The organism is Thalassotalea sp. SU-HH00458, from assembly GCF_040362795.1.
Classification (GTDB): domain Bacteria; phylum Pseudomonadota; class Gammaproteobacteria; order Enterobacterales; family Alteromonadaceae; genus Thalassotalea_H; species Thalassotalea_H castellviae.
In genome coordinates this window covers 167,951-186,717 of sequence record NZ_BAABWW010000007.1, presented here as the reverse complement: position 1 = coordinate 186,717, position 18,767 = coordinate 167,951, and the positions used below count along the sequence as shown (strand labels likewise).

Here is an 18,767-nt window from a genome sequence, read left to right as displayed (position 1 = left end):
ATTCTCAAGTTAATCTGCCGTTGGCTCTATGGCTCGAATATGTTTTCTAACGGAAATATAACTGCCTGTTAACCCGAGTAATACCGCAAAAGAAATTAAAATAAACATTTCAAAAGCATCTAGCCCAATTAATTGAAAATCACTTTGGTATAAATCCGTAAGATTGAGCAATGCGCCTGTAAAGTATTGCGCTAAAACCGCGACACATATAACCGCGACAACACCACCTAGCACACCATACCAAACGCCTGAGTATAAAAAAGGGCGTTGAATAAAGCTATCGGTTGCGCCAACAAGTTTCATCACGGCAATGGCGTCTTTTTGATTTAAAATAGCCAAACGTATGGTGTTACCAATAATTAAAACCACCGATAAACACAGTAATATCGCAATACCGGTAACAATATCTTCAATGAGTTGGGTAATTGCTTCTAATCTCGTTAACCATTCTAAATCTAACTTACCTTGCTCCACTTCTCGTTCATTTGATAACTTTTGAAGGAGTTCTCGTGCCGCTTGAGTTTTACTGGCGCGTTGAGTTGGCGTCACCAGGATAGTGGCAGGTAAAGGGTTGGATGATAAATACTCAAGTGCATCACCAAAACCTGATAATTCTTTAAATTCTTTTAATGCACTGTCTGCTGAAATATATTTCACTTCCGCCACTTCAGGATATAAATTGATACGCTGGACAAGGTTTTTTGCCGCTTTATCATCAACCGATAGCTTTAAAAATAAACTAATTTCTGAAGCAGAATCCCACTGCTGTGAAATAGCTTTGGCATTTTTTACAAACAAGTGCAACGTCGCAGGTAAGGTTAAACTTATCCCGAGAACCAAGACTGTCATTACCGAAGTGAAAGGTGTACGCCATAAATCACCTAAACTACCAATACTTTGTTGTAAATGACGAATAAATCGAGCAGCAATTTTCGCAATGATATTAGGTTTATCAGATTGATGTTGTGAAAAATTACCCGCAGTAAACTTCGTCACTTTATTCTCCTCTTAAACCTTCAAGCAAACCATCATTAATCATAGAACCTTGTTTGAGCGTTAAAGTGCGATATTTTAATCGAGCAATTAGCCCTAAATCATGAGTAGCAATCAAGACTGCTACACCCATGTCGTTGAATTCTTCGAATAATTTTATGATATCAAGAGAGAGTTTAGGGTCGAGATTCCCCGTAGGTTCATCTGCTAATAAAATAGGAGGCTTGTTGACCAAAGCACGCGCAATACCGACTCGCTGTTGTTCGCCACCAGAAAGCATATTTGGAAAACAACGCGATTTAGCCGATAAATGGACTTTATCTAAAGCTGCATCCACTCGTTTCTTGGTTTCTTTATGACTGTAACCTTCAATAATTAACGGTAACGCAACGTTATCAAACACAGTACGGTCCATCAGCAAGTTATGGTTTTGAAAAATCATTCCAATGCCACGTCTTACATAAGGAATTTGTTGATAAGTCACCGTCGATAAATCGACGTCATTAATGATAACCTGACCGCTAGTAGGTTTTTCCATCAAACTCATCAATTTTAATAACGTACTTTTACCCGCGCCAGAATGTCCCGTTAAAAATGCCATTTCTCCAGCAGCTAGACTAAAGCTGACATTATTTAGCGCGATAAAGCCACCAGGATAAGTTTTATTGACGTGATTAAAACGGATCATTAATTAAGTTCTTATGTTTTATTGCCTAAAGGGGCAGCTTGCGCATTATTATCAACAAATAATGCATCGATAAAATCTGTGCCATTAAATGGTCTTAAGTCATCAATACCTTCACCAACCCCTAAATAACGAATGGGCATTTTGTATTTATCTGCTACGGCAAAAACGACACCGCCTTTCGCGGTTCCATCCAATTTTGTTAACGTTAATCCCGTTAAGCCAACCGCTTCATCAAATAATTGTGTCTGACTTAAGGCGTTTTGCCCTGTTCCGGCATCTATGGTTAACATAACTTCATGTGGTGCATGCTCATCTAATTTCTTCATCACTCGTACTACTTTTTTGAGCTCTTCCATCAGATGATTTTTATTTTGTAAGCGTCCAGCGGTATCCGCTATTAATACATCAGCTTTTCGTGCTTTGGCGGCACTAATGGCATCAAAAATCACTGAGGCACTATCAGCACCAGTATGTTGGGCAATAACTGGAATATCATTTCGCTCTCCCCATACTTGCAATTGTTCTACCGCAGCGGCTCTGAAAGTATCTCCAGCAGCTAACATCACAGACTTGCCTTGTGCTTGAAATTGTTTGGCTAATTTACCTATCGTGGTTGTTTTACCAACGCCATTTACCCCAACCATTAGAATAACAAAAGGGCCTTCGCCTTCAGGAATTTCAAGTGGTTGACTCACCGGCTCGATGATTTTTTGTAATTCAACTTTTAAAAGCTCATATAACGATTCAGCATCTTTTAACTGTCGACGAGAAGCCGAGTCAGTTAACGAGTTAATAATTTTAGTTGTGGTTTCAACACCAACATCGGCAAGTAACAAATGCGTTTCTAATTCTTCGAAAAGCTCATCATCAATTTTTTTACCTCGAAATAAATCAAAGACTCCACCGCCTAAATTTTGTCGGGTTTTAGATAAACCTTGCTTTAATCGTGCAAAGAAGCCAGTTTTGGGCTCTGGCTCTGGCTCTGGCTCTGGCTCTGGCTCTGGCTCTGGCTCTGGCTCTGGCTCTGGCTCTGGCTCTGGCTCTGGCTCTGGCTCTGGCTCTGGCTCTGGCAGGCTATCTTCAACCTTTGGACATGATGCATCAACGGCATCCTGTTGTTTTTCAATAGTTTCTAATTGATCTTCAGAATTATTTTCAACGGAGTCTTGCTCATGTTCTTGGCTTGTTTCTTCAACCAACGCTTCGGTCGATTCTTCTTTTTGACCACCAAGGCCTAACCAAGAAAACATACCTTTCTTTTTCGACATACGATTATTTCTTTCTCTGCATTATGAATAGTTGTAGTCATAACGCGTTAAACAAGGATAAAATTGGATAATAACACCTAAACTGCTGACAAAAAACTAAAGTAGCTCAACTTATGCGCAAAACAAGAAATCATGCTTCAAAAGGCTCTCAAAAAGCCAAAGCTACCGGTAATATTCGCATAATTGCGGGCAAGCATCGTGGAAGAAAACTTCCTGTGCTAATGTCAGAGGGTTTACGACCAACAACGGATAGAGTAAAAGAAACAGTTTTTAACTGGTTAATGCCTTACATCCAACAAAGTCATTGTTTAGATTGTTTTGCTGGGGCAGGAAATTTAGGGTTTGAAGCCCTATCTAGAGGGGCAAGGCAAGTCACTTTAATCGAACTTGACAAAAATGCCGCGAAACAATTGCAACAGAATAAAGCCTTACTGAATGCCGATAATATCGACATTCATCAAACCAATGTTTTAAATTATTTAGAAGCTAAACCAAGGGCAAAATTTGACATTATTTTTATCGACCCGCCCTTTAGGAAAGGGTTAGCCGAACAAGTTATCAACCGACTTAATGATCATTGGTTAGCCAAGGATGCTTTAATTTATATTGAAATGGAAAGTGAAAACAATCAGGTTTTAATACCAGTACATTGGACATTACTAAAAGAAAAAACTGCTGGACAAGTGAGTTATCGTTTATACCGCAATGATGAAGAGTAACTGAAAACAATGAGTTAGCATTTCATAATCGGCTAACTCATTGCAACTAAATTTATGGTAACGGCGTTAGTTTCAAATCATGAAAATCAAAGCTAAAATCAGTGAACTTAGATACAGCTTTCATGGTCGCAAAATTGATTGACCCATCTTCACGCAAATTAAAGTTAACGAAGGCATCGGCTTCTAACGTTCTATCCTGCCAATGAACAATAAAAGTATTATGCTGATAATGCGTTAAAGTACCGGTTAATTGAGCTGTTTTACTAAATTGCATATGAAGCTGTTTACCATCAAAAGTAATATCTATATTGCCATACCAATTATCTTGATAGGTTTGCGCGTATTCTGCGAGTGGTAACGATGGCTTTGAGTCTTTGGCTATTTTTTTCGACTCTTGCGCCAAGCGAGCTTTTTCTTTCGCGGTACGTTTTTCTTGAATAGCTTGGTAGTGTTTTACCCAATCTGTATCACTGATGTTTAAATAGCGGTGTAAAATGGTATTGGCAATCGCATTAAAAGCATAGCCCGATTGCTGATTAGTTAGAATCACCAAGGCTAGGTTCTCTTCAGGTACCATGACGACTTTTGAAATCATCCCTAAAATACCACCGGTATGTTGCACGAGTTTAACCCCATGATAATCTTTGAGATCCCAGCCTAAGCCATAAGCAGAAAAATGAGTTTTGTCATTTTTCATCGCACTTTCAGAAACCGTTTTTAAAGTATGCGCTTGCCACATTTTTCGACTTTGCTGCGGACTAAATAATCGGGCTTCTTTACCATTTATTTGATACACACCACGATTTAACTGGGCTTTTAACCATAGCGACATATCATTTACACTAGAAGCAACCGACGCCGCTGAATGAAATTTTTCTAAAAAGTTACCACCAACTACGTTAATCTCTCCATTTAAAGGTACGTGCGCACGAGCAACATTTGCGTTGGTTTTTTCTATTAGCGAAAATTTAGACCTAGTAGTTGTCATACTAAGCGGAGTGAAAATATTTTGTTGTATATTTTCTTCCCAAGATCGCCCCGTAACACGTGCGATAATTTCACCCGCGATGATATACATTAAGTTATCGTAGGCATATTCACTGCGAAAACTCGACACCTCAGGCAGATATTTAATCCCTTTAATAATATCGTCTATGGTATGGGTTGTTTCTGGCCAAATCATTAAATCACCGGCACCTAACCCTAAACCACTATTGTGTGATAATAAATCTACAAGGGTAAATTCGCGCGTAACATAAGCGTTGGGCATTTGAAATTCGGGAATAATATCAATGACTTTAGTTTTCCAAGATAATTTACCTTGATCAACTAATTGTGCAATTAACGCTGAAGTCATGGCCTTAGTATTAGAAGCGATTCCAAATAATGTATCACTGTTTACTTTTGTAGGTTTACCATGCTCGATAACTCCAAATCCTTGGTTCATGACAACCTTATCGTCTTTGATAATGGCGACAGCAACTCCAGGCACCTGAAACACTGCCATTGCTTGAGAGATAACGTCCTTTATCCGATGATTATGTTGCACGTTTGATTGTGCATTACTCGTAAATGGCCAGATAACAAATACAACAGCAATCGATAATAATTTGATGAATTTCAAAATTATTCCTCTTTTATTTTTTTTAAAAGAAAATAACCAAATTTTATTTAAAAAACCAGTAATTCTTTCAATATTAAAATGAGATAAGGAAACTTTATATCCTCGTCAACAATGACTCAACCTTTCAAAAAAGTTATGAGGAGATCAGCTAAATTTTACAACGATTGATTTTAAAGTGTATTGAATCATTAACTCACTACCTATCATTAAAAAGGACTTATTGAATTTCAATACCTAAGTTTGATAAGCCTTGTTCAGACACGATATTTTTTAATGCTTTGATAGTCGCTTTATTTTCTGGGGAATTTTTCACAAAATCAAAAAGCTCATTTTGAGTCGCCACTTCCCATTCCATCAACGGGTGAGCTTGAATATCTTGTTGCGATATTTCTTCAGCTTCAGCAGAGTTCTGCTCATCCAGTGCTTGTGCTAAACAAAGCTCCACATAAAAATGAACACTGTTTTGCGACAAACGTGAAATATTGTCAAAACCTTCACCTTCATTAGTTTGCATTGCTTGCAATAAAGACATGACAGCCATAGTTACATCTAATGCAGGATAAACCCCAAAAAAATCGAATGCTTGTGGATCTGGTACCTGTTCTTCAAGCTTTAATAATTGCGCATCGTAGTTGATTTTAACTTTTTGACTTTTATCTAATCGTTGCCAGATAAGGTCGAGCTGATTACGTATTAACTGATAGTTTCCAAAGCCAGAGTTTTCCGCGAACATTTTGTAGTTGGGCAACATACGTTCAATTAACGTTGCACCAAAAGCAATGTTTTGCCATTGCGATAATTTTGTAAAAGGAAGGTGAATGGGCACAAATATTTCCTATTCTGAAAGAACTGCCTCGATTATAACCAGTCGTGAAAAATAAAGTTATTTTTTTGCCAATTCTTTTTGTGCATATTCAAATCGTAACCGGTATTCAGTTAGTTTCGTTTCTAGCTCTGCAACTTGTTGTTCAAGCTTCTGAGATAGCTCGGTATTCTCGTCTCGTAGATATTTGATAGTATCGCGTGCTTTATTGTACTCAACTTCTTGTTTATCTCTTTTTTCTATTTGCGCGAGATGACGCTGCTGATTTTGTTCGATATTTATTGTTGCTTGCTCGAGATCTTTCGTTAAGTTTTCAGTCATCACTCGATAATGTTCAATCTCTTGCTTCGCTTGCTCATTCGAAGCGGTTAAAGTGTCACAATTTTCCTGAAGTTGTGCCAATGCTTGAGTATTTTTGCTGAGTTGTTCGTCATTAACCATAATTCGCTGAGCCATTTCAGCAAGCTGCTCTTCAGCTTTTTGCTGTCGTTGATTATTGGCACTTTCTTGTTCTGCTAATTGTTGTTTTTGTTGCTCGACAGTTTTTTGCAATTGATGGTGATTTTGCTGCAATTCGTCATGTTCCACTTGTAATGCTGAAAAACTTTGTTGTTGTTCATTAAAATGACTTTCACTGGTACTGAGAGCTGTCGTCGCTGTTGCAAGTTGTTCATTAAGTTTATCGCAAGCTTCCTGTAATTTATGCTGCTCTGATTGCAAGGAAAGGTAACTCTGTTCTTGTTCTATAAGATTACTTTCACTAGTTTTAAGTGAGGCAATTGCGGTTTCAAGCTGGTCAGAAAGTTTCTCATTATCTTTTTGTAATGCATTAATTTGAGCATTTTTTTCAGCGGTTTGTTTATCGCTTTTACTTTTAGCTTCACTGAGATCTTGAAGTTTCTGATCAAACATTTGTTGCTTGCTCGCAAGAGTATTTTCTAACTCCTGAAGCTGTGCTGTTTGTTGGTCAACATTTTGCTGTAAGGACTGATTGTGTTCTTCGAGCTCTGACAGTTGTGTATGAAGCTTATCAATTAACGCTTGGCTCTGTTGCTGATCCGCTGTCGCTTGGTCAACTTGTTGCTTAAAGGCTAATTCTCGTTGTTGATATTCCGTTAAGGCAAGCTTATTACTTGAACTGTTTTGCGTTTGTTCCGCTTTAATGTGTGCTAGTTCAGCTAGAGTAATATTCAGTTGATTTTGCAAGTCAGAAATTTGTTGATTCTGAACATCTAATGTCGCCGATTTCGCTTGTGCATTTTTTTGCGATGTTTTTTCTGATTCACGCAACGCGGTCAATTCTGTCAGTTGTGCTTGTGTAACATCTTCTGATTGAATAATTTGCTCTTGTTGCTGTTTATTTGTTGCGGTTAATTGTTTAACTTTTTCCAAAAGATTGGCGTTTTCAGCCATTTTTTCTTGTAACGCCGATTCTGTATCCGTTAGTTTGACTTCATTAAACTCAGCATTATTAGTAATGATTTGCTGTTGCTCTTGAACAGTGTTTTCTAATAACTTTGACTTTTCTTGAAATTCTTTTGTGTTGTTATTCAGAGTGGTTTCTAAGGCTGAATTTTTGCTTTTTTCTGAGTTAAGCTGTTCTACAATAGCTTGATATTGAGGGTGTTTTGCGATGACTTCGTCGGTAATTTCATTAATTTGTTGCTGACTGAGAAAAAAGTTAGTAACTTTTTCTTCTATTTGAACATAAATTTCACCGGCAAGAGATTGAATTTTATCATCTAATTCTTTAGGGATTTTGTTCTTTTCAACCATTCAAGCCTCAGAAAAGTTAATTGCTTTCACTAAAACTAGCATAGCTTAACACAATAAAAAAGGGAGCGATTAAGCTCCCTTTTTAGCAAACATTTTCAATGAAGGCTTATTTTGCTTCTTCAGCTTTAACTACACTGTATTGAATACCGCTAACTTTCACCGGATTTTCACTAGCATTGCGAAGTTGAGCCAAACGATTTACTTGGCCTGCAGACGCTAACATGGCATGAATTGGCATAAATAAACCCGACTTATAGAACTCTAACGCTTTTTCATCACTTAAACCGTGAAGTTTTTCTTCGTTGATACCGAAAATACCAACCAGTTTTTTCTTCTCTTCATTATTGAAAGCAATATTAAGTTCTAATTCTTGTAATAAATCATTTTCTAATAAGATTTTAACAAAATTTTCATTCGCAACTTCATTGTCATACAAACGACCTAATTGCTCCTGAATTCCTTTGAAGTATTCTGTGTCATTACCATCTGCATCGAATAATGCCTGATCTGTATCTTCACCGACAAAAGGGCTATCTAAATCAATACAAGCTGTTAAGGTTTTTTCTTTTTCAGGATCTAATCCTAATGAAAATGGCACCATTGAAATAGAGTGTGGAATATAAATGGCCTGCCATTTTTTCTCTTCGTGATATAAGTTTTCACCGGCTTCTAACCCTAACATCACTACGGTACGGTAACGCTCAGAATCAGGATCTTTGATTAAAACAATAGGATAACTAGTGGAAGCTTGAGGGAATTCACGCACGTTAATTGGCGCAATATGTTGATTGGCAACATGTGATAAATCACGTTGGTTGGCAACTTTTAAATTTTGATGTTGCTCTTTTTTAATGGCTACTATATTCATATTTTAATTCACTCTAACTTTTTTGAAATTTTTTCTGTCTATATTTAGGACTATTGAACTAATTATTTTTAACAGATCTTATAATGTGAAATAAGTTATGGAGACGATGGTTAATGCTTTCAATAGTGAATAATTAAAAATATAATAAATATTGATCAAAATTTACTAATTCATGAAAACAAACCAGCGAATAAACCTGATAACGTGGTGAATTAAAATGACTTTTACATTTAACTCAGTTCAAAAAAATAAGATAGGTTTATCATCAGTGATTATGACTTCATTGAGTTTTTTGTGCTTTTTTTATGCAATCTCGGCGTTTAGCCAAGCAAGAATTAAAGTGATAAATGGTCATAACGCTGAAGGGTTCGCACGCACACAAATTAAAAATGAAACCACCAAAGAACTGGCCTGTTGGGTTGCGATTGATGGTTTTAAGGCAAAATTTCGATTACCGCCGGCCGCAACTTCACGCTGGTTTACGGCCAATGATACGCGCTACAGCTATGCTAATTTCAGTAGTTGGTGCGACAATATTGAATTTCACCCTCAATATAAAAATTACCCTAATGGCGGTCAAGTCTTTGGTTAATTTAACCATTTAAAGAGATAGATCATTATAAAGCCACCCGTTAATAAGAAAATAAAACCAAAAACAACGGCAAAATCTTTCATCGGTGACTCTATTTCACGAACATCTATGAGTTCATAATAACGGCGCTGTTGACCATATTCTTCAACAAACCCTTCACCTCGATAACTTCGAGTTAATAATAAACTTTCATCTAAACGAGCAATGTTATCAGCAATACGCTTTTTGCTTTTCTCCCAGTCTTCTGCGAGCTCTCTTAGTGGTGACATTTGATAATGTTGATTAATTTCGCCTTCGTTAATTAACCCCATTGATTTGTATTGATATATTGAGTGAGGAAAAATGGTCGATGAGTTTCCTATAATGACAAAAGCAACACCCAAAACAATCAGCATGGCTGCCAAAATATAGCTACGACGCATCTTTAATTTTTTAGCAGCTCTTTGAGACTCAATTTTCACGGCAATTTCGGGTAAATGTTGCAAATTTTCTTGTAAATACGACATGCTCAAACTATCAATTAAAGTGAATACATCAATCTCAAACGCGCCCGCTATTTTTGATATCACGTCAAACGAAGGAGAGCCTTTCTCATTTTCTAATTTGGATAAATAAGATTGTTCAATGTGCGCTTTTTCTGCTAATTCTGGTTGCGTTAAACCAGCATCCTGACGGAGTTGTTTTATTTTTTCACCAAGTTTCATTGTTTGTTCCTTTTGCTTGAATCAATTGAATTTCAAGCGAATTCTTATTCATCATATCAGGAATATAAAGATGAATATGCTGAGATACTCATGAATATTTTATAACATTCAGCGTGTGAGTTCTTCACGCTGCCAAACTACACTAAAAACATAGATAAATTAAAAGCCTAACAATAGCCGATAAAAATGTAATCGCTTTCAAAATGTTTTTGTTATCTGCTGACATCAAGTTTGATTCAAGCTACTATCTATAGAGAATCACTATTTGCTTTGAGCACGTTATGGATCGTCTTCTCTTTAATACCTTTGATTTGGCACTACTTATCACCATTTATCAGTGCACTCTTTTTGCTCTATTTTTAATCTTACTCAAGAAAGGTAAAAGACAAAGTAATATTTTATTGGCATTATTTTTACTCTCTTATGCTGCCATCCCTCTTGATACATTAATTAATTTTGGTGCTGCGTTTAGACAATTCGCCATGGATTTTTCGCCCAATATTTTTTATATCTTCGGAATGGCCTATTGGATTGAAGCGGTGTTACTACTATTTTTTGTCCGGTCTTTAATCTATAAAAACTTTTCCTTACAACCCAAAGACATATTATATTTCTTACCTTTTCTTATTTTTGCAGCCCATGATATTCACGATTGGCATTTGCTTGACTCACAAACAAAGTTTTTGATTTTAGAGGGTTATCAATTAGCCAACGAGCCTGCTTATACGCGTTATATCAATTTATTTAGAGAATGCTTTAGAACATTTTGTGGTGTGCTTTGTATAGTAGAACTTCATCGTTATCAAAAACACATTAAAAACGAGTTTGCTGATATTGAAGCAATAGATTTAACCTGGCTCAAAATATTAGTGATTGGCTTTTTAGTCATTAGGGTGCAAGCGATAATCACGACATTAGGCTTTATGACCTCGATTGATTTACACATCAATATTAATTATGCCTTAATCGGCCAAATATCTAATTTTATGGTGATGTTTTTGATCAGCTTTTTAATGTTTTATAGCTTAGGCTTCTCAAGTGTATTCAAAGGTATTGAAAACAAAGAAAAAGTAATAGAAAAAGATCCGATTGATTTAGCTCAAGTGGCAAAAATAGAAACGTTTATGCGTGAAAAAAAGCCTTATTTAAATCATTTGTTAAATTTAGAAAACTTATCAATGCAGTTACAAATGCCTGCCAGAAACTTATCGCAAATTATTAACCGTCATTTCAAACAAAACTTTTTTGAATTTATCAATCGATATCGTATTGAAGAGAGTAAGTATTTATTACAGCAAGAAGAAAATAGAAAAGTCACTATGCTCGACATTATGGATCAGGCGGGTTTTAATTCTAAGGCAACGTTTAATACTTTTTTCAAAAAAAGTGTCGGATTAACACCGACACAATATCGAAAAGAGCAGCTAAAGTGATTCATCAAAAATAATGTTAAAACCGCCATAAATTAATCGCTTACCATCAAATGGCATCGGATTTTCTTCTGGATTCATCCGAGGGTCTTCCATCATTGCTTGCCAACCAGCATCACGAACTTCTTTTGAAGGCCAAATAACCGATGAAAACACCACCGTCTCGTCAGCTTGGCACTTAACCGACATAGGGAAAGACGTGACTTCACCTTCAGGAACATCATCTCCCCAACCTTCGGTTATTTTTAGCGCTCCGTGATCTTTAAATACCTTAGCGGTTAATTTTGCGTGGGTTAAATACTGATCTTTATTTTTAGTCGGTACTGCTGCGACAAAACCATCCATATAAGCCATTTTCAATCTCCTCAATTGTTACATTCGCATTTATGTTTAGCGGGATAGCTAAAGTTGCTTTCAGTATTGTTGTTAAATACTTTTATCACAAGTTTAGTCGGCTAATTCGAGTGTTACGTCTGCAAAACTGATGGCTAACTCCGTATAATATTCAGGCAATTCTTCAATATAGTTATCAAGTAGATAGCTTCTGAGTGTTTTTTCATTGCTTGTTTCAGCAGTGATCAACAAACCCATCACTTTGACTGATTTTATTTCATCTCTTGAAATCGGGTGTTCTTGCCAGTTTTTTTGCCGATAAAAATCAAAGTCTGATAACAAAATATCTATGGTTTTCGCTTGTTTAAGCTTAGCTGAACTCACCATAGATGACTTGATCACCAGTTGATAATTAGCCAAGACAGTTGCAATGTTTTGATCCTCGTGATGCGCACCAAAAAATTTAATATTAATCACGCCATGTTCAGAGAGCAGCGCTTTAAGCCACTGTTCATCAATTAAACCAGCATCAATGTATTTGCTATAAGCCTTTTTAACTTGCGCTAAGGTTGGAATAAACGATGCTTGTTTATCGAGGGAAAGCCTAAATGAAAACGCTTTGATTTGACCAAAGGTTAACTCAGGTTGTGAAAAAACGATTTTCAAGCCATTGCTATGTTGTTGATGCCAATTCGCCAATTTCTTAATTAACGTTATATGAATTTTTTCAGTTGTTGCTGTGTTTTCTATAAAAGGAGCATAGGCGGTTGCCTGACTTTTCAAGCCTTTAAATTGTTCGGGTGAAGTGGCAGGGTGATTCCAATGTTGAATTTGTTGCGATTGAATTTTTACAACTTCACTGGCATTAACTCCTTTGAAAAACATGCCAATAAGCGCAAAAAACGTGATGACTTTAACCATAATTTACCTTAATTATTTCATTCACGATAAACATACCTTGCTTAACCGCTAAAATCGTTCAACTTTACAATCAAGAGTAGACCTGAACGACTACAATCTACAATGCTATGTTTTTATTAGATAAAATACGATAGCTGATATTAGTTCAAACTCTATTATTTGAGCTTTTTCAGACGAATTTACGTCGTTCACTGGTTATCATGGCAACACAAAAAAATAACATATAGCGAAATTATGATTATCACATGTAAGTCTGTATCAAACGTGGTTATTCGAACATTATTTTGGCTTGTATTTGCCAATACTTTAGTTACGTTTAGCGTTAACGCCAGTCAATCTCCGGTAAAAATTCATGGTCAATTAGCCGTGCAACAAGGAAAAATTGTTGATCAAAACAACCAGGTAGTTTCTTTAGCAGGACCCAGTTTATTTTGGTCGACTAAAGATAAAGAAGGTGAGCCGTTTTATCATCCGCAAACGGTTAAAACAGTAGCCAATGACTGGAACGCCACCATTATTCGAGCGGCAATGTCGGCACAAGGTGATGGCAGTTATTTAACTCATCCGGATCGCCTTCGTCAAAAAGTATCAACCGTTGTTGATGCTGCCATTGCCGAAAATATATACGTGATTGTTGATTGGCACTCTCATCATGCCGAAGATAATATTGAACAAGCTATCGATTTTTTTGAAAAAATAGCGACAAAATATCATCAGTATCCCAATGTTATCTATGAAATTTATAACGAACCTTTAAATAATACCGATTGGTCATCAGTCATAAAACCATATGCCGAACAGGTGATTAAAGCCATTAGAGCAATTGATAACAACAATTTAATTCTCGTCGGTACACAAACCTGGTCGCAAGATGTCGATAAAGCCGCACAAGATCCCATACTTGGTTTCGACAATATTGCCTACACCTTACATTTTTATGCCGGCACACATAAAGATGATTTGCGAATCAAAGCAAAAAAGGCACTTGATGCGGGTCTAGCACTCTTTGTTTCTGAATGGGGCACAGTGAATGCGAACGGTGATGGTGAAATCGCTAAAGAAAGTACCCAACAATGGCTAAGTTTTATGAAAGAGCATGCGTTATCTCATTGTAGCTGGTCTATTACCAATAAAGATGAAGGGTCGGCCATGTTAAAACCAACCACAACCAATGTTGGACCCTGGAAGGATGATGAATTAACTCCTAATGGTCTTTACCTTAAAAACATCATCAAACATTGGAGTATGCCTAAAAATGAGGATCGAGGTCTTTGAGGAATCAGGCTTAGCTACTTTGTAAATGACCCTGTTATTTCATTAGTCACTCATTATTTTAATGAGTGACTTAACAACCATTCATAAAAGTCACTACTGGCATACACACGCTTCCAAGCATCATGACCCATATCTTCATGGACAGTGAAACGCACCTCGTTATGTCCTAATTCTCTTAGCTTTTCGATACCTGCATAAAAGTATTGAATTTCTACTGCGTTATCAAGACCACCGGCAAATTGCCAAATAGGTAGTTGTTCAGCGGCAATGGCTTGCATTAAATCGGGATGTCCCCAACCAACCACAGGAGCAATAGCAGCAAATTTATTCGGGTACTGGCTCGCCATAAACCAAGTGCCAAACCCTCCATAACTTAATCCCGTTAAGTATGTTTTATTTTTATTAACATCATAGTTGGTACTTACTTCACTCAAAATATTGATTAAATCTAATTCAACTTTATCCCAACCCAATGGCAACAACGGTGATATTTCACTCATATCTTGCAGTGATGGTGCTCTTATAATCGGATTCTGAGGGCGAGATTCAACGCTAGGAGGTGTTCCTTGTGTTTGTCTTTGAGGTATATCAGAGTACTTCCTATTATCAATATAACCAATACCGCGTTGGTCAAAATCGAACATGTGTAACTGTGGAGAAATGATAATAAAAGGTAAATCTTGTTTCTGGATCCATGCTTGATAAACAGGCCCATGCTTTAAAACAAAATCTAATTCATCTTTACCATTACCGCGCTCACCGTTACCATGCAAAAACATCATTACAGGCCATTTTTTATCTGGCTCTGAAAAATAACCTTTCGGTAGATAAAGAAAATAATCTCTTTCTTGGTTATTTAGCTGACTGATATAACTTTTCCGAATGAGCTGCTCTTGAGAAGGGCTCTCTCGTTTTAAGGCACAAGCTGACAATAAACTTAACGTGCAAAGTAATATAAGAACCTTGGTATAATTTTTACTATACAAACTTAATCTCCAAAATGAATCCATTACATTTGCCCTTTTAAATAGGCTGTTCTTTCTACTTTGGTAAACTTTTCAATTGCATACCGTAGCATAGTACGTGGCATGTTTTGGTAATGTTTTTGCAAAAAACGCTCTGCAACTTGTTTATTTTTATTTCCGACTTCCCTTAACATCCATCCAACAATTTTATGGATTAAATCGTGTTTATCATGGAGTAGGATTTCTGCCAATATTAACGCATCATCAAATTGATGATTTTTAATAAAAGTGTAGGTTGACATCATTGCCATGCGCCTTTCCCATAAATGACTAGAAAGTGCTAATTGATGTAGGATTGATTTATTGCGATTAAGATAAAATTTTCCAAGGATTTTATGTGCCGAACTATCAACAATATCCCAACGGTTAATGTAGTGGGTATTCGCTAAGTAAGCTTTTACTATTTCACTTTGCTTGGCTTCATCTTTTTTTGATTGTTCAAAAAGCTGAACTAACAGCAATACCGCAAACAATCTTATTTCATGATATTCATGTTTGAGTAAGACTAACGCCTCCTTTAAAGTTGCGTTTTGATACAACTTAAGTGTCTGACGAAGCACAGGAATACGAATACCAATGAATTTATCACCTTCTCCGTATTCACCTTTGGCTGTTTTAAAAAAACGCTGAGAATGTTGAGCAATGTCTGGATTTCCAGCATTTATCAGTTGTGCTGTTATTTGCTCAACAAGCATGGCAGAGTCTTCATCATTGATTTTGATAAGTAAATGTTTCTTTTAATTTTATCTTATCTGACGAAGTACCAAGTTGCACTTCAAATTCTCCTGGCTCCACTAACCAATCATTGCTATTAGTATCCCAAAACGATAAATCTCTCTTTGTTAGGGTCATTGAAACCTGCTTTGTTTCCCCCGGCTGCAAGAACACTTTATCAAAACCTTTCAACTCTTTGATTGGGCGTTCAACACTTGCCGCTCTATCATGTAAATATAATTGCACCACTTCAGCGCCAGCAACTTTACCCGTATTCGTCACTTGTGCCGTTACCTGAACGCTTTGCTCATTGCTGATGGTTTTACTTGAAACTTGAATGTCACTTAAGGCGAAATTTGTATAAGAAAGACCATGCCCAAAGGCAAAAGTTGGTTTAATATTTTGTTGTTCAAACCATCGGTAGCCAATAAAAACACCTTCTGTATATAGCGATTCTTCCGCGTTATAATCATTCAAGGCAATAGGGGCGGTATGCTCTAATTTTTCCGGTAAGGTTATTGGCATTTTACCACTTGGGTTGACTTCACCAAAAAGAACATCAGCAAATGCATGGCCAGCTTCCATCCCTCCATACCAACCCCAAACAATCGCATTGGCTTGCTCAGCCCAAGGCATTTCAACAGCAGAGCCTGCAACTAAAAATACCACTGTTTTTTCGTTAGCCGCTAATAGCTTACTAATAATCTCATCTTGGCTGTTCGGTAATTTCATGTCGGGTCTGTCAATTGATTCCCGGTCATCACCATGACTTAGACCACCAAAGTAAATGACCGCATCGGCAGCTTTTGCCGCTGCCAAATATTCAGCTTCATCAGTAAATAAGTTCCCAGGGGCATCCCAACCAAGCGTGAACGAAGTATTGCCGTCGTATTTTATTTCAAAGGCATATTCTTTATCCGCATCAAGTTCAATATCATGACTTAATATTGCACTGTCAACACTGGTATGATTTACCACTACATCACCATCAACGCTCAAAGTAAAATCACCAACAGCTGATACATTTAACGTATGCACACCAGCTTTTAGCGGTTTAATTTGCGCCTTCATGGTGATGTGATCAACACCATTATCATTTAATGATGTAAACTTAGAATCAACTATCCAAGATTCTGAAGTTAGCTCTTTTCGGGCTTTATCTTTGAAATATGAAATATTCCATGCCGGTGTACCTGTCCAATGGCGAGAAGCAACATAATCACTTGCAATTGGTGCTAATACACTACTGCGAGCACGCATCACGGTAATATTAACGTCTTCGCCTAATTGTTCTTTTAATCCTGCTAAAGGTGTAATTTCATAGAGTGATTTTACTTCAGAAGACCCACCACCAGTGCCATGTTTTTTATCCGCATTTGGGCCTAACACTAATATGTTTTTAATGGCTTTTTCATCAAGTGGTAAGACATTTTTTTCACCAACGACTTCATTTTTAAGTAAAACCACACCTTCGGCCGCAATTTTACGTGCTGCTAACTGATGTGATTTGGTATTACGTTGTCCGGGCAATCGATTATCATCATACATACCAATGCTATATTGTACCCGTAAAATACGACGCACTTTATCGTCTAACACCGACTCAGGAATGTTACCTGCTTTAATTTCTTTCAATAGGGGTTGAGCAAGAAAATATTCATCATACGTAGGAACATCTGTACCCATTTCTAAATCTAAGCCGTGCAAAGCGGCATCATGGGTATTAATATCAACATTCCAGTCAGTTAAAAGTACTCCCTTAAAGCCCCATTCACCTTTTAAAATATCCATCACTAAGTGCTTACTTTGGTTCGCATTTGTACCGTAATATTCATTGTAAGCCCCCATCATTCCTAACACATTGGCTTCTTTTACCGCCGCCTCAAATGCCGGTAAATACACCTCTCGCAACGTACGTTCATCCGGTTTTGCATTAACACCGGTACGATTTAGCTCTTGTGTATTTAAAGCATAATGTTTTATCGTGGCAGCCACGTCATTTTCTTGGATGGCTTTAATTTGTGGGACAACAAGTTTTGCTGCAAGAATAGGGTCTTCACCCATATATTCAAAATTTCTGCCATATAAAGGTAAACGCGCTAAGTTTACACCTGGTCCTAAAATAAAATCTTTTTTACGATCTCTAGCTTCAGCTCCTAAAACCTTGCCATGTAAAATTGCCATCTCTTTATCCCAACTAGCGGCAACCGAGGTTAAATGAGGTAAGTAGGTAGCATGATCATCTGTCCAACCTGCAGATGCCCAATCATGTCGATTAATTTGGTGACGAACACCATGCGGCCCATCAGAAAGCCACATTTCTGGTATACCCACTCGCTCAATAGCATTGATATGAAACTTGCCGCTGGCATGAACTAATGACACTTTTTCTTCCAAGGTCAACTGAGCGAGCATTGCTTCAACGTTTGTCTCGACCGTGGCTAGTCGAGTATCGTGAGGTTTGTCTATTGACCCAGTTTTATTGACTGGCTCATTAGTAACTTTTGAGCAAGCAAGTAGCCCGATAATAGAAATTACAAAGCAGCTCTGTTTTAGATATTTTGTCATTGTTATACCTGATTAGTTTAAATAATTAACACACTCATGAAAGCGCTTACATTTATTATATGGAAGAATAATAAATATAGCAAAACCTCATATGTGAATTTACCTGTTATTGAAATAGCTTTTCGTTCAACTTCATCAATGATCCTAAAATTAAACGTTTTTTAACTTGATACACCCCGATTAAATAGTAATTTAACTACATATATTACTACTAAACCCGTAAAAACTTGTTAATCACCATGATTTGTTGTAATAATACAACACCACTAAATAGGTAGGTGAATATATATGACCGATGTAAATCAACAACCAACAGAATTAAGTAGCACTGAATTAAATCAAAATGAGTCAACTGAATTTGATTATGACAATTCAAATTTACCTCGTGATTTTGATATTCGTATTGAAAAAGCAGAACAACGCGAAGTGTTCGATATCACTTAATA

At 36.9% G+C, this 18,767-nt stretch carries 18 protein-coding genes; 5 read left to right on the top strand and 13 right to left on the bottom strand.

Annotated features, from left to right (window positions below):
• Positions 1 to 9: 9 nt before the first annotated feature.
• The 3 genes from ftsX to ftsY are packed head-to-tail and all read right to left on the bottom strand — an operon-like array spanning position 10 to position 2,949.
• Complete coding sequence (gene ftsX / locus ABXH06_RS12460; RefSeq protein WP_311582395.1) at positions 10 to 996, bottom strand: permease-like cell division protein FtsX; 987 nt, start codon at positions 994 to 996, stop codon at positions 10 to 12.
• A 1-nt stretch (position 997) separates the two neighbouring features.
• A complete protein-coding gene (gene ftsE / locus ABXH06_RS12455; RefSeq protein WP_311582391.1) occupies positions 998 to 1,681 on the bottom strand; it encodes a cell division ATP-binding protein FtsE in 684 nt (227 codons plus the stop codon).
• Between the two features lie 11 nt (positions 1,682 to 1,692).
• Positions 1,693 to 2,949, bottom strand: a complete 1,257-nt coding sequence (gene ftsY / locus ABXH06_RS12450; protein WP_353518435.1) for a signal recognition particle-docking protein FtsY — start codon at positions 2,947 to 2,949, stop codon at positions 1,693 to 1,695.
• Positions 2,950 to 3,062: 113 nt separating this feature from the next.
• Between ftsY and rsmD the strand changes: the two genes are divergently transcribed.
• Positions 3,063 to 3,668: a 16S rRNA (guanine(966)-N(2))-methyltransferase RsmD gene (rsmD, locus tag ABXH06_RS12445; protein WP_353518434.1), complete on the top strand. Its 606-nt coding sequence runs from the start codon at positions 3,063 to 3,065 to the stop codon at positions 3,666 to 3,668.
• Positions 3,669 to 3,720: 52 nt separating this feature from the next.
• Here rsmD and ABXH06_RS12440 read toward each other — a convergent pair whose 3' ends face one another.
• The 4 genes from ABXH06_RS12440 to ABXH06_RS12425 form a co-directional block, all read right to left on the bottom strand.
• Positions 3,721 to 5,292 (bottom strand): serine hydrolase, encoded by a 1,572-nt coding sequence (locus ABXH06_RS12440; RefSeq protein ID WP_353518433.1) that lies wholly within the window; start codon positions 5,290 to 5,292, stop codon positions 3,721 to 3,723.
• Positions 5,293 to 5,509: 217 nt separating this feature from the next.
• Positions 5,510 to 6,118, bottom strand: coding sequence for a YjaG family protein (locus tag ABXH06_RS12435; RefSeq protein ID WP_353518432.1), 609 nt, complete (start codon positions 6,116 to 6,118; stop codon positions 5,510 to 5,512).
• Between the two features lie 57 nt (positions 6,119 to 6,175).
• The gene (locus ABXH06_RS12430; RefSeq protein WP_353518431.1) at positions 6,176 to 7,891 is read right to left on the bottom strand and encodes a hypothetical protein; all 1,716 of its coding nucleotides are present in this window, start codon (positions 7,889 to 7,891) and stop codon (positions 6,176 to 6,178) included.
• Positions 7,892 to 7,997: 106 nt separating this feature from the next.
• Positions 7,998 to 8,759 carry a SapC family protein gene (locus ABXH06_RS12425; RefSeq protein ID WP_353518430.1) on the bottom strand — a complete coding sequence of 254 codons (762 nt, stop codon included), beginning with the start codon at positions 8,757 to 8,759 and terminating at the stop codon, positions 7,998 to 8,000.
• Positions 8,760 to 8,976: 217 nt separating this feature from the next.
• On the opposite strand from ABXH06_RS12425, the gene ABXH06_RS12420 reads away from it, so the two are divergent.
• Positions 8,977 to 9,351 (top strand): hypothetical protein, encoded by a 375-nt coding sequence (locus ABXH06_RS12420; RefSeq protein ID WP_353518429.1) that lies wholly within the window; start codon positions 8,977 to 8,979, stop codon positions 9,349 to 9,351.
• On the opposite strand, the gene ABXH06_RS12415 is transcribed toward ABXH06_RS12420, so the two are convergent.
• Positions 9,348 to 10,055, bottom strand: coding sequence for a helix-turn-helix domain-containing protein (locus ABXH06_RS12415; protein ID WP_353518428.1), 708 nt, complete (start codon positions 10,053 to 10,055; stop codon positions 9,348 to 9,350). The genes ABXH06_RS12420 and ABXH06_RS12415 overlap by 4 nt on opposite strands.
• A 281-nt stretch (positions 10,056 to 10,336) precedes the next feature.
• Here ABXH06_RS12415 and ABXH06_RS12410 point away from each other — a divergent pair, with 281 nt between their 5' ends.
• Positions 10,337 to 11,488, top strand: coding sequence for a helix-turn-helix domain-containing protein (locus tag ABXH06_RS12410; RefSeq protein WP_311582358.1), 1,152 nt, complete (start codon positions 10,337 to 10,339; stop codon positions 11,486 to 11,488).
• Here the strand turns inward: ABXH06_RS12410 and ABXH06_RS12405 are convergent.
• Entirely contained in the window at positions 11,480 to 11,839 is a 360-nt protein-coding gene (locus tag ABXH06_RS12405; protein WP_311582356.1) for a DUF1428 domain-containing protein, read from the bottom strand. The two genes, ABXH06_RS12410 and ABXH06_RS12405, sit on opposite strands and share 9 nt — an antisense overlap.
• 93 nt (positions 11,840 to 11,932) lie before the next feature.
• Positions 11,933 to 12,739, bottom strand: a complete 807-nt coding sequence (locus ABXH06_RS12400; protein WP_353518427.1) for a hypothetical protein — start codon at positions 12,737 to 12,739, stop codon at positions 11,933 to 11,935.
• 234 nt (positions 12,740 to 12,973) lie between these two features.
• Between ABXH06_RS12400 and ABXH06_RS12395 the strand changes: the two genes are divergently transcribed.
• Positions 12,974 to 14,014 (top strand): glycoside hydrolase family 5 protein, encoded by a 1,041-nt coding sequence (locus ABXH06_RS12395; RefSeq protein ID WP_353518426.1) that lies wholly within the window; start codon positions 12,974 to 12,976, stop codon positions 14,012 to 14,014.
• A gap of 53 nt (positions 14,015 to 14,067) precedes the next feature.
• Here the strand turns inward: ABXH06_RS12395 and ABXH06_RS12390 are convergent, their stop codons facing one another.
• From ABXH06_RS12390 to ABXH06_RS12380, 3 genes are read right to left on the bottom strand one after another with little or no spacing between them, the layout of a single operon-like run.
• Complete coding sequence (locus ABXH06_RS12390; protein ID WP_353518425.1) at positions 14,068 to 15,024, bottom strand: carboxylesterase family protein; 957 nt, start codon at positions 15,022 to 15,024, stop codon at positions 14,068 to 14,070.
• On the bottom strand, positions 15,024 to 15,734 hold the full coding sequence (locus ABXH06_RS12385) for a DNA alkylation repair protein (protein WP_353518424.1): 711 nt from the start codon (positions 15,732 to 15,734) through the stop codon (positions 15,024 to 15,026). Before ABXH06_RS12385 ends, ABXH06_RS12390 begins: the two co-directional genes overlap by 1 nt.
• Positions 15,735 to 15,747: 13 nt before the next feature.
• Positions 15,748 to 18,168, bottom strand: coding sequence for a glycoside hydrolase family 3 C-terminal domain-containing protein (locus ABXH06_RS12380; RefSeq protein ID WP_503012499.1), 2,421 nt, complete (start codon positions 18,166 to 18,168; stop codon positions 15,748 to 15,750).
• Between the two features lie 441 nt (positions 18,169 to 18,609).
• Between ABXH06_RS12380 and ABXH06_RS12375 the strand changes: the two genes are divergently transcribed.
• On the top strand, positions 18,610 to 18,765 hold the full coding sequence (locus tag ABXH06_RS12375) for a hypothetical protein (RefSeq protein ID WP_311582338.1): 156 nt from the start codon (positions 18,610 to 18,612) through the stop codon (positions 18,763 to 18,765).
• Positions 18,766 to 18,767 lie beyond the last annotated feature (2 nt).